This window comes from Pseudomonas sp. UBT (assembly GCF_050915955.1).
In the GTDB taxonomy this organism is placed as follows: Bacteria; Pseudomonadota; Gammaproteobacteria; order Pseudomonadales; family Pseudomonadaceae; genus Aquipseudomonas; species Aquipseudomonas antarctica_A.
In genome coordinates this window covers 141,813-156,531 of record NZ_CP168079.1, presented here as the reverse complement: position 1 = coordinate 156,531, position 14,719 = coordinate 141,813, and the positions used below count along the sequence as shown (strand labels likewise).

Below are 14,719 nucleotides of genomic sequence, written 5' to 3'. Positions count from 1 at the left end.
AATCAAAGCAACGCGGCTTATGACTGGCTATTTTGGCGTATTGACCAGAATAGGCGTTCCGGTCAATATACGGTCGGTTTTGCGCTAACCGTAGGCACACCGCAGGTTTCAAGAGCACGTCCAAAAGCAGGGCAACGGCAAAACAGGTGACGCGCGTTTAATTGATGGCGCGCAGTTTACACGCCGCGATAAGGAATGACCTCTCAGTCACTACTGACGAACGGTCATCAATCCCCCATCGCTGTGTCACACGCCGAGGTTTTTGGAGGTGCCCTTGTGTGCCGATGAGCATCAACCGCCAGGTTCGCCTAGGCGACTTTCTTTTCACCGGAGAGTAACGAGGAATCCATGAAGGTTCTTGTAGCTGTCAAACGCGTTGTCGATTACAACGTGAAAGTTCGCGTCAAGGCGGACAATTCCGGCGTCGACCTCGCTAACGTCAAAATGTCGATGAACCCTTTCTGCGAAATCGCTGTGGAAGAAGCCGTACGCCTGAAAGAGAAAGGCGTGGCGACTGAAATCGTCGTGGTTTCCATCGGCCCGACCACTGCTCAAGAGCAGTTGCGTACTGCCCTGGCACTGGGCGCCGACCGCGCCATCCTGGTTGAGTCCGCTGAAGACCTGACCTCCCTGGCCGTTGCCAAGTTGCTCAAAGCCGTTGTCGACAAGGAACAGCCTCAGCTGGTGATCCTCGGCAAGCAGGCCATCGACAGCGACAACAACCAGACTGGCCAGATGCTGGCTGCGCTGACCGGTTACGGCCAGGGCACCTTCGCCTCCAAAGTCGAAGTGAGCGGCGACAGCGTTGCTGTTACCCGTGAAATCGACGGCGGCGCACAGACCGTTTCGTTGAAACTGCCGGCTATCGTCACTACCGACCTGCGTTTGAACGAGCCGCGCTACGCGTCCCTGCCAAACATCATGAAAGCCAAGAAGAAGCCGCTTGAGTCGGTAACTCCAGAAGCTTTGGGCGTTTCCACCGCCTCCACCAACAAGACCGTTAAAGTCGAAGCGCCGGCTGCACGCAGCGCAGGCATCAAGGTCAAGTCGGTGGCTGAACTGGTCGAGAAACTGAAAAACGAAGCGAAGGTAATCTAAAAATGACTATCTTGGTAATCGCAGAACACGACAACAAGGTGCTGGCCCCGGCCACCCTGAACACAGTGGCTGCTGCTGCGAAAATCGGTGGCGACATTCACGTACTGGTAGCAGGCCAAAGCGCTGGCGCCGTGGCTGAAGCCGCGGCGAAAATCGCTGGTGTGAGCAAAGTACTGTCGGCCGACAACGCCGCCTACGCTCACCAACTGCCGGAAAACGTGGCTCCGCTGGTAGCAGAGCTGGGCGCTGGTTACAGCCACATCCTGGCTGCTGCCACCTCCAACGGCAAAAACATCCTGCCACGCGTTGCTGCGCAGCTGGACGTTGACCAGATCTCCGAGATCATCTCGGTAGAAAGCGCCGACACCTTCAAGCGCCCGATCTACGCCGGTAACGCCATCGCCACCGTGCAATCGACCGCGGCCATCAAAGTGATCACCGTGCGCGCCACCGGCTTCGACCCGGTTGCCGCTGAAGGTGGTTCGGCTGCCGTTGAAGCCGTCTCCGCTGCTCACGACGCTGGCACTTCCAGCTTTGTCGGCGAAGAGCTGGCCAAGTCGGATCGTCCTGAACTGACTGCTGCCAAAATCGTCGTTTCCGGCGGTCGCGGCATGCAGAACGGTGACAACTTCAAGCACCTGTACGCCCTGGCCGACAAGCTGGGCGCTGCGGTCGGCGCTTCCCGCGCGGCCGTCGACGCAGGTTTCGTACCCAACGACATGCAGGTCGGCCAGACCGGCAAAATCGTTGCGCCACAGCTGTACATCGCGGTCGGTATCTCCGGCGCGATCCAGCACTTGGCCGGTATGAAAGACTCCAAAGTGATCGTTGCGATCAACAAGGACGAAGAAGCACCGATCTTCCAGGTGGCTGATTACGGCCTGGTTGCGGACTTGTTCGAAGCCGTACCTGAGTTGGAGAAGCTGGTCTAATCCAGCCGCTTCACTTATAAAGAGCCCGGTCGAGTGACCGGGCTTTTTTTTGCGCGCCCTTTTTCAACCTGGAGAAATTGCCATGGATTTGCGTCCCGTATTGCTGGCTCTGTTGCTGCTGCCAAGCCTGGCGCTGGCCGCCGGCAAATGTGATCGCCTGGTGATTACCGGAAGCCCGGATGCACCGCCGCTGCTGTGGCGCGACCCCCAAGACCCGACCCACCTGATCGGTGCCACCGCCGAAGTGCTGCAACAAGTGGGCAAGGATCTGGGGCTTAAAATCGACCTGCTCTACGGTGGTAAACGCTCCCTGGCGTTGGATGAAGTGCGCAGCGGGCGCGTGGACATCCTCGCGGACGCACCGCTGAACCTCGGCGAACTGGAAACCCTCGACTACATCCACCCGGCGCTGGTACAGATCGATTACCTGGTCTGGACCCGCAAGGATTCGCCGTTGCCCTACACCACGGCCGCCGACCTTCACGGCCATAAGGGCGCGGTATCCGAACGCGCGCGCTTGAGTGCCGGCTTCGAGACCTTCGCCGCCCAGCAACTCAGCCTGCAACGCCTGCCCAGCTTGACGCCGGCCTTTCAGAAACTGCTGCTGGGGGAGGTCGACTATGTGCTTGCCGGACGTTATTCCGGGATGGCCATGGCCCAGACCTTGGGCATGAGCAACGACCTGATCGCGCGTGAAGTGCCCGTCGATCAACCTGGCCTGTACCTGGCGATTTCCCACAACTCCGCCTGCAATGATCCGTGGCTGCGCGGACAGCTGGCCAAAAAGATGACAGAATTGCCCGCGTCCGGTGCCGCGCAAGCCGCATTGCAGCGCAACCTCGAACGCTGGAAAGCGCAATTGCAGCAACCCGTCGGCACCCCAGCAAAGTAAGGATTTACAGTGACTCTTCGACCTCTTTTCGCGGCCCTCGCCGTTGTCGCTCTGGCGGGATGTGCAGCCGATCCTGCGCCGAATGAACAAATACGCCTCACCCAGCAAGCCTTGGAACAGGCCGGCGCCGTGGGTGCCAGCACCGATGAGTCGCCGGAACTGAAACTGGCCGAAGACAAGTTCGCCAGGGCCCAGGCCGATATGGCTGACCAATCCTACAAGCATGCGCGTATGCGGGCCGAACAGGCCGAGTTGGACGCGCGCCTCGCCGAAGCGAAAATTCTGACCCGCAAGAGCCAGGAGCAACTGAACGTGCTCAATACCCGCATCACTCGCCTGCGCAAGCAATTGCAGTTGGGAGAAGCCCAATGAGCCCGATGATCCGTGGTCTGAGCTGTGTGCTGCTGTTGAGCAGCGCCGCCCTGGGCGGTTGCGCCAGCCAACCCAATAGCGAGCAGGCGTTGCAGCAGGCCGGCAGTGACTTCCAGAAGGTCAAGGAAGACTCCAACGTGTTGCGCTTCGCGCCCAAGGATGTGATTCGCGCCGGTGAATCCCTGGCCCGCGCCGATCGCTTGTCCAGCTATTGGGGCAGCGGTGCCGACGTGGTGCATTACGCCTACCTGAGCCAGCGCTACAGTGCCATCGCCCGCGAACACACCGAGCAAGGCCTTAACGCAGAGCGCGGTACCAAGCTCGAACTGGAGCGCCAACGCCTGCAACTGGCCCTGCGTGAAAACAAGCTGGCCAGTGTGCAGCAGCAAGGCAAGTGGCTTGAAGAGCAAATCGCCAGCCTGACCACCACCCAGACCGATCGCGGCCTGGTCATGACCTTGGGCGATGTGCTGTTCGACACCGGTGACGCGCAGCTGCAAAACTCGGCCAACCGCACCGTGCTCAAGATCGTGCAGTTTCTGCAATTGAACCCCAAGCGCGTGGTGCGCATCGAGGGCTACACCGACAACACCGGCGGCGAACAGGAAAACCTCAAGCTGTCCCGCGACCGTGCGCAGGCCGTGGCCGACGTGCTGATGGACCTGGGGATCGACGAAAAACGCATCCAGGTTGAAGGCTACGGCGACCAGTACCCGGTGGAGGTCAACGCCTCCGAGCGGGGCCGCGCACAGAATCGTCGTGTGGAAATTGTGTTCTCCGATGAGAAAGGCCAGTTAGGCGCTGCGCGCTGAAGCCTGTCGCCGAATAAAATGTGGGAGCGGGCCTGCGCGCGAATGCGGAGTATCAGTCAACATTTCATTGGCTGACACACCGCATTCGCGAGCAAGCCCGCTCCCACATTTTTGTTCTGTATACACCTTACAGTTTTTTCTATCACTGCCGCTCGCGCTCGACTATTCTCGCAACTGTCCCCGTACACTTCTAAACTGTGCCGGTATGTTTCACACAAAAATAAAATACCCGTGAAATCGAGTGCTGCGTCATGACCAATCTGTTGCTTTACCAACGTATCGCCCAGCAACTGGCTGAGGACATCCGGCGCGGTGTCTATCAACCCGGTGAGCGCGTGCCTTCGGTGCGCAAGATGAGTTCACAGCTCAACGTCAGCCATGCCACGGTGTTGCAGGCCTACGCCAACCTGGAAGACCAGGGGCTGATCCGGGCGCGGCCGCAGTCGGGCTATTACGTGCACCAGACGCCCGCACTCACGGCGCCCACGCCGGACATCGCGCGGGTTGAACGCCCGGGGTTGGTCACCCGCAGCAGCATTATCCAGCAGGTATTGGTCGAGTCGCGCCGTGAAGGTGTGTTCCCACTCGGCGCGGCGGTACCGAGTGTCGACTACTTGCCGGTACGGGCGCTGCATCAACAGTTGGCCAAGGTCACGCGCTTTCAGAGCCCGCGGGCGTTCAGCTACATGTTCAGCCCCGGCTTTGAACCGCTGCGGCGCCAGGTGGCAATTCGCATGCGCGATGCCGGCGTGGTTGTGGACCCCTCCGAAGTGGTGATTACCCACGGTTGTGTCGATGCGTTGCAGATGTCCTTGCGTGTGCTGACCCGTCCCGGCGACTTGATTGCCGCCGAGTCCCCGACGTATTACGGCTTGCTGCAACTGGCGGATCTGCTGGGCCTCAAAGTCATCGAGATCCCCAGCGACCCGTCCACCGGCATGAGCCTTGAAGCCCTGCAACTGGCAGCCAACCAATGGTCGATCAAGGCGTTGGTGCTGACTACGCGCCTGAGTAATCCGCTGGGCGCGACCATGCCCGAAGAGCGCCAGAAACAGTTGCTGCGCCTGGCCTCGGATTTTGATATTCAGATCGTCGAGGACGATATCTACGGCGAGCTGATGTTCGAACTGGGCCGCACCAAGGCGCTGAAAGCCTATGACCGCCTGGACCGGGTGATCTATTGCTCAAGCTTTTCCAAGACCTTGTCCCCGGGTGTGCGCATCGGCTGGATGATCGCCGGCAAGTATCAACAGGAAATCCAGCGGTTGCAGATGTTCAGTACCCACTCGGCCTGCAGCGTCACCCAGATGGGGGTCGCGGCGTACCTGGAGAACGGTGGCTATGATCGGCATCTGCGCTACATCCGCCAGGAGTACCGCAAGAACCTGAGTGCTTTCCAGCTGGCGGTGCAGCAGTATTTTCCGGAGGGCACACAGATGACACGCCCGACGGGCGGCTTCATTTTGTGGGTCAGTTTGCCGGGACGGGTCAATACCCAGGAACTGCATGTGCGTGCACTGCAGCAGGGCATCAGCATCGCGCCGGGGGTGATCTTCAGTAATACGGAACAGTTCAATCACTGTATTCGTCTTAACTGCGGCACGCCGTGGAACCGCGAGGCAGAGCGGGCACTGATGACGCTGGGGATGTTGGCCAACCAGTTGTGTCAGGAAACTGCGGCCGGTTTTTGAAGGGGGGCAAGACGGGCTGGCGAATCACCAGACTTGTCATGCCACGCACAAAAAGCGAGCATATGGCTCTCTGCCGTTAATGCTGTTGGCGATATGACCTCTATTTTTCGCACTGTTGTGGTGATTGGCCTGCTAAGCCTGTGCAATGCCGGCTCGGTGCTGGCGGCGGCTCCCGTGACTGACGGCAAGCCCGCTGCCAGTACCGAACAGAAGACCCCTGCGAAGAAGCCGGCGCCGGTTAAAAAGGCTCCGGCAGCCAAGAAGAAACCTGCAGTAATAAAAAAACGCGCACCGGTCGCGAGCAAATCCAAGTCTGCCCACGAAATAGCCCAGACCAAACTGCCACCGGCACAGTTGGACTTGTCCCTGCCGACGGAAATGGTCAGGCATTTGCAGCCCATTGGCACCATGCCTAAACCGAAGAGCGTGCCGTTGTTACCGCCCATGTTTGCTGAAAAACCCACCGACGACAGCGCGTTCCAGATCAATGGCCGCCTGCTCAGCAACCAGATGCAGCTGCAACTGCGCAGTGAAGAACGACGCGATATTGAAGGCGCCGCGCTCGATTTCGAATTCAAGCAATAAATTTTCCCGCAAAGGTGACGCAGGCCATCGACCATTTGTCGCAGACTGGTCAGTCACTTTTGTTTTGTGCGAAAAACCCCTGTTAGACCATTTTAAAACGGCTGTTTAAGGGCGTACTCTAGCCCGGCCATCCACATTGAGTCGTCGAGGACCTGCTGGTCATGAAATGCCGTGAAGGCTGTGGCGCTTGCTGCATCGCCCCCTCCATCAGTTCGCCATTACCTGGAATGCCCCACGGCAAACCGGCAGGCGAACGCTGCCTGCATCTGTCGGTCGAACAGCTGTGCCTGCTGTTCGGGCAACCGGAGCGACCGGCGGTGTGCAGTGACTTCAAGGCAGACCTTGAGGTTTGTGGCAACGATCAAGCCGATGCGATCCGGTTGATCGGCTGGTGGGAGCAAATGACGGCGGCTTGATGGGCTTTACTATCGGAACTTCAACAATAAGGAATACAACAATGGGTTCGCTGAAACGAATGGCTGTGTTGTGCGGTTTTACGGTGTTATTTGCAGCCACTGCCCAGGCTGAAGATTGGCAAGTGGCCAAGGACGAAGACGGTATCAAGGTGTCCCTGAGCGAAATTGCCGGCTCCAAATACAAGGCATATCGCGGTGTGGCCCTGATCAAGGCGCCCGTCGCCAAGATCCAGGCCCTGCAGGAAGACGTGGCCGGTGCCTGCTCGTGGATTCACGAATGCAAATCGCAAAAACTGCTCAAGACCGAAGGTGACAAGAGCTGGACCTACACCCAGTTCAAGGCACCGTTCCCAGTGACCGACCGCGATTCGATCCTTGAAATCACCACGTCGAAGGCCGCCGATGGCACTGTGACCCGTAAACTGCTGGAAGTGCCGACCTACCAGCCGGAAGTCAAAGGCTACGTGCGTGTCGCCCAGGTAGATGGCTACTGGAAACTGGTGCCAAAAGGCGACAACCAGACCGAAGTCACCTACCAGGTGCACACCGAGCCAGGTGGCAGTGTGCCGTCGTGGCTGGCCAACAAGTTTGTGGTGGACGCGCCGTTCAACACCTTGAAAGCCTTGAAAGAACACGCTGAAAAATAAGCGCAGTTGATCAGGTGCCTCCGGCCTTGAGTGGAACGTTTGCCGGTCCCTCAAGGTCCAGATATGTGTAAGCCCACACACGGGTTTTATCGAGGAGGCACCGATGCAAAAGTGGCAGATTACCTTCGTTGATGATCACGGCGTACAGTCCGTGGAGCAGTTCACCTGCGCACAAAAACCCAGCCTCGAAGATGCGGCACACATGATTCGCAACAAGCTGGTGCCCGTAGCCGCCGAACTCGATCTTAATGACCTTGAGGGCCGCAAGCCCGAGCCTACGGTCAAGATCCTCAAGGATCAGAACAGTATTCAGATTCTCGACATCTCCCCCGCCGCCTGAATATTCCCTGTATGGCATCCAAACCACCTCTGGTGGAGGTGATAGCTTCGCGCTACTCTGCAACTGAGATCAGCGAATGAATCGCTAAGGTCTGGTCTTGTCAGCTACATGCTTGTTTTCCCGCGGTCATGTCATTGCCGTAGTACCCGCGCCAGTAGGGCGCGGGCTTCGGGAAGCACGGAAAGTCTATCCATCGGTTTGAGGAGGACGTTTCATGAGCACAGCCTATCAAGAAGACATCAGCACCAACGTACTGCGCCGCATGAAAGAGGGCGGCTTCGACTTCTCGCGTTTTCACCCCATCGAGTTCTACGCCATTTTCCCGGATGAGGAACGGGCGCGAAGGGCTGCGGGTCGATTTCGTGGGGAATCCCTGAATGCCCAGGTCAGCGCGCGCGATGATGGCGCCTGGTACCTGGAGCTGAGCAAAATCATGTTCGCAACCTACGACGGTATAGGAGACTTCGAGCAAGACTTTGAAGCGGTGGTCGAGCCGCTGGGCGGAATCATCGAAGGGTGGGGCGTCAAGCAGGAGGTGCGTGGGTTACCCATGTAGCTGGATTTTATGAGCAACACAGCGTATCGGCTGACCTTTGGGTCGGCCGATTTTGTTTGTGCTGTCTGAAATTTCCCGAACGTGCAGCGCACTTTTCGAGCAGCAAAAAAAAGCCACCCGAAAAGGGTGGCCCAAAGGGAAGAGAGGTTCGCTGAAATCTCAGGAAACAATCCTGTTCAGCCGATGTGGGTGATTATCCGCAGGAGGGGCCGGGCAGTGAAATCAACTCTGACTATGCTGTTGATAGTCAAAGCCTGCATTGCGATGAAGCGCGGGTCGTGAGCGCCAGCATTCTGCGCACCAGGAAGGTGCGGTCAGAATTAGCAGGTTATTTAACTGACTGATTTTTAAGTGTTTATGCCGATGGCACGGGCCTTGCGACAGTGCTTGCGCCCGGGTGACAAGGAGTACGGCATGACCCGCACTTATTACGATGAAATGTACGACGGGGCAGGGCAGGTTCGCCCCCATTACCGCGAGTTCGCCCGCTGGTTGGCCGAAACGCCGGCCGAACTGCTGGCGCAGCGCCGGCGTGAGGCCGACTTGCTGTTCCACCGTGCCGGTATCACCTTCACCCTCTATGGGGACGAGCAGGGCACTGAGCGTCTGATCCCCTTTGACACCATCCCGCGCAGTATTCCGGCGAGTGAATGGCGGATTGTCGAGCGTGGTTGTATTCAACGGGTCAAGGCGCTGAACATGTTTCTCGCCGACCTGTATCACGACCAGCGCATTATCAAGGCCGGCATTGTCCCCGCCGAGCAGGTGCTGGCCAACGAGCAATACCAACTGGCGATGCAGGGCCTGGACCTGCACCGCGATCTGTATTCTCACATCTCCGGGGTCGACCTCGTACGCGATGGCGATGGCACTTACTACGTGCTGGAAGACAACCTGCGCACCCCAAGCGGTGTCAGCTACATGCTTGAAGATCGCAAGATGATGATGCGGCTGTTCCCGGAATTATTCGCGGCGCAGCGCATTGCGCCGATTGATCATTACCCCAACCTGCTGCTCGATACCCTCAAAAGCTCCAGCCCGCTGGATAATCCAAGTGTGGTGGTGCTGACGCCGGGCCGCTTCAACAGCGCGTTTTTTGAACATGCCTTCCTGGCCCGGGAGATGGGCGTGGAACTGGTAGAAGGCGCGGACCTGTTTGTACGCGATGACCGCGTATTCATGCGCACCACCGACGGCCCCAAGGCAGTGGACGTGATCTACCGGCGCCTCGACGACGCATTCCTCGACCCGCTGGCCTTCAACCCGGATTCTATGCTGGGCGTGCCTGGCCTGCTCGCGGCATACCGCTCGGGCAATGTGGTACTGGCCAATGCGATCGGCACGGGGGTGGCGGATGACAAGTCGGTGTACCCCTTCGTCACCGAGATGATCCGCTTTTACCTGGATGAAGAGCCGGTTCTGAAGAACGTTCCGACGTTTCAGTGCCGAAAGCCCGATGAACTGTCCCATGTGCTGGCCAACCTGCCGGACCTGGTCGTCAAGGAAACCCAAGGCTCTGGCGGCTACGGCATGCTGGTCGGCCCGGCTTCCACGGCGGCGGAAATCGAAGCCTTCCGCGCCCGTATCAAGGCCAAGCCCCACGCCTATATCGCGCAACCGACCCTGTGTTTATCCACCTGTCCGACCTTCGTCGAAAACGGCATCGCGCCGCGACATATCGACTTGCGGCCGTTTGTATTGTCCGGCAAGGAAACCCGCGTCGTTCCCGGTGGCCTCACCCGTGTGGCGCTGCGCGAAGGCTCGCTGGTGGTCAATTCGTCCCAGGGCGGCGGCACCAAAGACACTTGGGTGGTCGAGGACTGATGCCATGTTGAGTAGAACTGCCTCGGATTTGTATTGGATGTCGCGCTACCTGGAGCGCGCCGAAAACCTCGCGCGCATGCTCGATGTCAGCTATTCGTTGTCGCTGATGCCCCAGGACGGGCGCGGCGATGGCTTGCATGAGTTGGCCATGCCGTTGTTGATCACCGGCACTCTGGAGGATTACCACGAACGCCACGGCGAACTGCACGCCGAACGCCTGTTGCACTTCTTTGCACTGGACGCGGCCAACCCGGCCAGCATCTACAGTTGTCTCGGCGCTGCGCGGGCCAGCGCCCATGCAGTGCGTGGGCGAATTACCGCCGACATGTGGGAAAACATCAACGCCACCTGGCTGGATATTCGCGATATTGCCCAACAAGGGCTGAGCCACTACGGCATGAGCCGGTTTTGTGAATGGGTCAAGGAGCGTTCGCACCTGTTCCGAGGCGCTACCTACGGCACCATCATGCGTAACGATGCGTTTCGTTTTATTCGCCTGGGCACCTTTATCGAGCGCGCCGACAACACCCTGCGCCTGCTCGATGCTCGCTACGAAATGGCCGGTGACCAAGCCGCCGCCGTCACCGACGGCACGGCCCACGCCTACTATCAATGGAGCGCCTTGTTGCGCGCCTTGTCGTCATTCGAGGCCTACACCGAGATCTACCGCGACGCGCCCGGCGCCCGGCAAGTGGCCGAGCTGCTGCTGTTACGCGCAGACGTCCCGCGTTCCCTGCGGGCCTGCAGCGAAGAGATCGACCAGATCCTTGCCAGCCTGCCCGGCCTCAATGGCCGCCCGGCCCAGCGCCTGGCCGCCGAGATGGACGCGCGCCTGCGCTTTACCGCCATCGATGAAATTCTCGAGGAAGGCCTGCACGCCTGGCTGACCGATTTTATTCCCTTGGTCCGCCAGTTGGGCGACGCCATCTACAGTTCCTACCTGGAGGCGGCATGAGACTCTCCATCAGCCACGAAACCACCTACCGTTACGAAGACCAGGTGCGCGCCAGCATCCAGTACCTGCGCCTCACGCCCCACGACAGCGAGCGCCAGCATGTGCTCAGCTGGCAACTCGACCTGCCGCGCCCGGTGCGGGCGCAGGTTGACCCGTTCGGCAACATCCTGCACGTGCTGACCCTGGATGAACCCCACGACGCCATCATCATTGGCGCCCGTGGCCAAGTGGATATCGACGAATTACGCGAGGCCGAACACGAGAGCCAGTCGGCCTTTCCGTTCCTGCGCAGCACGCGCCTGACCGAGCCCGACCAGGCACTGCGCGGCTTTGCCGAGCAACACTGCCAGCGCCGTCGTGACCGCAGCGCGCTGATCGACCTGATGCACGCCCTCAACCAGTCAATGGTCTACACGCCCGGCGCCACTGAAGTCGACACCTGTGCCGCGCAGGCCTTCGCCGGCCGCGCAGGCGTGTGCCAGGATCACACCCATGCGTTCCTGGCCTGCGCGCGCAGCCTGGGGATTCCGGCGCGGTATGTGTCGGGGTATTTGTACACTGAGGACAGCACGCACCTCGCCAGCCATGCCTGGGCGGAAGCCTGGCTGGATGACGCCTGGTACAGCTTTGACGTGACCAACCAACTGGCCCGGCCGGAACGGCATTTGAAACTGGCCGTGGGCCTGGATTACCTGGATGCCTGCCCGGTACGCGGCATGCGCCGTGGCGGTGGGCATGAGCAGATGCATGCCAAGGTGTGTGTGGCGCCGACGCCGGTGATTTCCGTGCAGCAGCAATAGGCGAGACAACTCTGGTGTGGGAGCTGGCTGGCCTGCGATTGCGCTGGGTCAGACAAATGGGTTAACTGAACGTCCGTTATCGCAGGCAAGCCAGCTCCCACAGTGGGCGCGGGTGTTTTCAGAAAAATTGCCAGGCTCAGGGCTGCTGTTTACGCCCCCCCATATGCTTCAAATACCCCACCAGCAAATCCAGCTCGCCATCCGGCAACACACTGGCCGTAAACGCCGGCATCTTCGCTTGTGGCCAATGCCGCAGGCTCTGCGGGTCGCGGATATAACGCTTGAGGAAATCCCCGCTGAAATACTCGGTGGGGCTGTAGGGCACGTTCAGGTCCGGCCCCATCTGTGCATCGCCGGCGCCATTGAGGCGATGGCAGGCCAGGCAGTTTTTCTGGAACAACGCGAAGCCCTGGTTGATCGGGTCATTTGCAGCCAACTTCGGGTCGGGCAACAGGGCCGGAAAACGCTCGGCCACCGTCTTCAGTTGCTTGATGGCGGAGAGTTGAAACGGCCACTGCTCCGGGCTGATATGGGCGGCTTGCGGGTCGGTCCACACCAGATAGAACGGCCCGGCACCGGGTTTGCCTTCCGCCAGCGCGGGCCACGGGTGCGCCGGGTCTTCAACCGCCAGCCAGGCACGTGCGCCGTGTTTCTCCAACAATGGCGCAGCGGTTAGCTCGGCGGCAAATCCATCCAGGGCCACGGCTTGAAGGTGGTTTTCAGGTTTCAAACCGGGCAGGAGATCTGCCAACGGCACTGCGCGATACGTCATATTGCGCTTGTAGGAAACGTCATCAACGATCTGCACCGTCTGCGCATCCGGGTGCTTGAGCAAGTCCTCGGTCTGCCAGGTTTTACTGGCGTGGTCCAACTCAATGGTCAATTGCGCCGCCGCAGCGGGCAGGGCCAACAGCAAGGCGAGGAAGGCAAGGATCGGTTTCAAGAGGGAACCCGGTTCGAAGTGACGGTTGCGCACACGATACCGGAAATCAGCACGCAAAAAGACAGCCCCTGCAACAGGACCGCTATACGCAATGCCCCGGCAGGTGCTGCCAAAAACTGCAGTCCTGGTGGACTGTGTGCACGCAATGTGAGGATCGAGTCGTCACCCAATAATCTTGGTTAAATTGGGCAAGATCAGAATCAGGGTGGTGGCGAAAAGAATAAGTCCCGCCTGACGTACTTTGGTGTGTTTGAACATGGCTGTCTGCCTTTTGTTGTTATTCCTGAACGTCAAATGCGTGCCGGTTAATTTCAGTATCGCAACGTGACGTGTCGCTTTTCTTACAGCTGCTCCAGCAAAACCCGGCAGCAACTTCTTACTGATTCAACCTTAGAGCCCTCGTTCTTTGCGGCTTAGATCCATTTCATATCAGCTAATCAGAAAATCCGCTAAAAGCGGCATGAGGCCTAAGGCCATCTTGGCGCCAGCCCCGAGGCTAGACAGCTAAAACGTTTAACCGACCGTTTTCCGTAGCTGGCTACCGTTCGTCCGAGCGTGGGTGTCAAAAGCAATGAGCGCATCCGTCATTGAAACCGTGTCAATCGGGCCTAAGGTAAGGGGCACACATGCACAGCGGTTCGAGGACGTCATGACCCAAGCTTTGATCTTTGATGCGATACGCACGCCCCGGGGCAAAGGTAAGGCCGACGGCGCCTTGCACAGCGTCAAACCGGTAAACCTGGTGGCGGGCTTGCTCACCGCGCTGGCACAACGCAGCGACCTCGACACGCGCCAGGTGGATGACATCGTCCTCGGCTGCGTCACCCCGGTAGGCGACCAGGGTGCCGACATCGCCAAGACCGCCGCGCTGGTGGCGGACTGGGACGTGAGTGTCGCCGGTTTACAGATCAACCGCTTCTGCGCTTCGGGCCTTGAAGCGGTCAACCTTGGCGCGATGAAAGTGCGTTCCGGCTTTGAAGACCTGGTGGTGGTCGGTGGCGTCGAATCTATGTCCCGCGTGCCGATGGGCAGTGATGGCGGCGCCTGGGTGCTCGACCCACAGACCAACATGCACAGCCACTTCACGCCCCAAGGCATCGGCGCGGATTTGATCGCGACCCTGGAAGGCTTCACTCGCCAGGACGTCGACGCTTTCGCCCTACAGTCCCAGCAGAAAGCGGCCAGGGCACGCGCACACGGTTCTTTCAACAAATCGCTGATTGCGGTGCAGGACCAGAACGGCATCGTACTGCTGGACCATGACGAGTTTATCCGTGGCGACTCCACCCTCGAAGGCCTGGGCAAGCTCAAGCCGAGCTTCGAGATGATGGGGCAGATGGGCTTCGACGCCACCGCGCTGCGGGTCTACAGCCATGTGGAGCGCATCAACCACGTGCACACGCCCGGCAACAGCTCCGGCATCGTCGATGGCGCGGCGCTGATGCTGATCGGCTCCGAGGCCAAAGGCCGTGAACTGGGCCTGCAACCGCGGGCGCGGATTGTCGCCACGGCGGTTACCAGCACCGACCCCACCATCATGCTCACCGGCCCGGCACCTGCTACACGCAAAGCCCTTGCCAAGGCTGGTTTGCGCGTGGAAGACATCGACCTGTTCGAGGTCAACGAAGCGTTTGCCTCGGTGGTGCTCAAGTTCATCAAGGACATGGGCATCGACGCCGCGCGGGTCAACGTCAATGGCGGCTCCATCGCCATGGGCCATCCACTGGGCGCCACGGGCTGCGCGATCCTCGGCACGTTGCTCGACGAGCTGGAAGTGCGCCAGCAGCGCTACGGCCTGGCCACCCTGTGTGTCGGCGGTGGCATGGGCATCGCCACCATTATTGAACGCCTCTGAG

Annotated in this window: 16 protein-coding genes; 15 read left to right on the top strand and 1 reads right to left on the bottom strand. The window is 59.6% G+C overall.

Going from position 1 to position 14,719, the window contains the following annotated elements; genetic code table 11:
- The first annotated feature begins 348 nt into the window (after positions 1 to 348).
- From ACDZ94_RS00700 to ACDZ94_RS00635, 14 genes are all read left to right on the top strand, one after another.
- Positions 349 to 1,098 (top strand): electron transfer flavoprotein subunit beta/FixA family protein, encoded by a 750-nt coding sequence (locus ACDZ94_RS00700; protein ID WP_017138339.1) that lies wholly within the window; start codon positions 349 to 351, stop codon positions 1,096 to 1,098.
- Between the two features lie 2 nt (positions 1,099 to 1,100).
- Entirely contained in the window at positions 1,101 to 2,030 is a 930-nt protein-coding gene (locus ACDZ94_RS00695) for an electron transfer flavoprotein subunit alpha/FixB family protein (RefSeq protein WP_432750937.1), read from the top strand.
- A gap of 82 nt (positions 2,031 to 2,112) precedes the next feature.
- A complete protein-coding gene (locus ACDZ94_RS00690) occupies positions 2,113 to 2,922 on the top strand; it encodes a substrate-binding periplasmic protein (RefSeq protein ID WP_432750936.1) in 810 nt (269 codons plus the stop codon).
- A 9-nt stretch (positions 2,923 to 2,931) separates the two neighbouring features.
- Complete coding sequence (locus tag ACDZ94_RS00685; protein ID WP_064453729.1) at positions 2,932 to 3,294, top strand: DUF4398 domain-containing protein; 363 nt, start codon at positions 2,932 to 2,934, stop codon at positions 3,292 to 3,294.
- Positions 3,291 to 4,106 carry an OmpA family protein gene (locus tag ACDZ94_RS00680; RefSeq protein ID WP_064453728.1) on the top strand — a complete coding sequence of 272 codons (816 nt, stop codon included), beginning with the start codon at positions 3,291 to 3,293 and terminating at the stop codon, positions 4,104 to 4,106. The genes ACDZ94_RS00685 and ACDZ94_RS00680 overlap by 4 nt, the downstream gene beginning before the upstream one ends.
- 251 nt (positions 4,107 to 4,357) lie before the next feature.
- Positions 4,358 to 5,797: a PLP-dependent aminotransferase family protein gene (locus ACDZ94_RS00675; protein ID WP_053257531.1), complete on the top strand. Its 1,440-nt coding sequence runs from the start codon at positions 4,358 to 4,360 to the stop codon at positions 5,795 to 5,797.
- Between the two features lie 93 nt (positions 5,798 to 5,890).
- On the top strand, positions 5,891 to 6,382 hold the full coding sequence (locus ACDZ94_RS00670; protein ID WP_064453727.1) for a hypothetical protein: 492 nt from the start codon (positions 5,891 to 5,893) through the stop codon (positions 6,380 to 6,382).
- 161 nt (positions 6,383 to 6,543) lie between these two features.
- Positions 6,544 to 6,798, top strand: a complete 255-nt coding sequence (locus ACDZ94_RS00665; protein ID WP_128588320.1) for a YkgJ family cysteine cluster protein — start codon at positions 6,544 to 6,546, stop codon at positions 6,796 to 6,798.
- Between the two features lie 41 nt (positions 6,799 to 6,839).
- Positions 6,840 to 7,445, top strand: coding sequence for an START domain-containing protein (locus ACDZ94_RS00660; protein WP_064453725.1), 606 nt, complete (start codon positions 6,840 to 6,842; stop codon positions 7,443 to 7,445).
- Between the two features lie 103 nt (positions 7,446 to 7,548).
- A complete protein-coding gene (locus ACDZ94_RS00655; RefSeq protein ID WP_128588318.1) occupies positions 7,549 to 7,785 on the top strand; it encodes a hypothetical protein in 237 nt (78 codons plus the stop codon).
- Between the two features lie 214 nt (positions 7,786 to 7,999).
- Positions 8,000 to 8,341, top strand: a complete 342-nt coding sequence (locus ACDZ94_RS00650) for a ribonuclease E inhibitor RraB (RefSeq protein ID WP_003193463.1) — start codon at positions 8,000 to 8,002, stop codon at positions 8,339 to 8,341.
- Positions 8,342 to 8,755: 414 nt separating this feature from the next.
- Entirely contained in the window at positions 8,756 to 10,165 is a 1,410-nt protein-coding gene (locus ACDZ94_RS00645; RefSeq protein ID WP_432750935.1) for a circularly permuted type 2 ATP-grasp protein, read from the top strand.
- A 4-nt stretch (positions 10,166 to 10,169) separates the two neighbouring features.
- On the top strand, positions 10,170 to 11,120 hold the full coding sequence (locus tag ACDZ94_RS00640) for an alpha-E domain-containing protein (protein WP_064453722.1): 951 nt from the start codon (positions 10,170 to 10,172) through the stop codon (positions 11,118 to 11,120).
- Positions 11,117 to 11,920 carry a transglutaminase family protein gene (locus ACDZ94_RS00635; protein WP_128588314.1) on the top strand — a complete coding sequence of 268 codons (804 nt, stop codon included), beginning with the start codon at positions 11,117 to 11,119 and terminating at the stop codon, positions 11,918 to 11,920. The genes ACDZ94_RS00640 and ACDZ94_RS00635 overlap by 4 nt, the downstream gene beginning before the upstream one ends.
- Before the next feature lie 136 nt (positions 11,921 to 12,056).
- Here the strand turns inward: ACDZ94_RS00635 and ACDZ94_RS00630 are convergent, their stop codons facing one another.
- Entirely contained in the window at positions 12,057 to 12,863 is an 807-nt protein-coding gene (locus ACDZ94_RS00630) for a c-type cytochrome (protein WP_432751475.1), read from the bottom strand.
- Between the two features lie 649 nt (positions 12,864 to 13,512).
- Here ACDZ94_RS00630 and ACDZ94_RS00625 point away from each other — a divergent pair.
- Positions 13,513 to 14,718: an acetyl-CoA C-acetyltransferase gene (locus tag ACDZ94_RS00625; protein ID WP_432750934.1), complete on the top strand. Its 1,206-nt coding sequence runs from the start codon at positions 13,513 to 13,515 to the stop codon at positions 14,716 to 14,718.
- The last annotated feature ends 1 nt before the right edge of the window (position 14,719 follow it).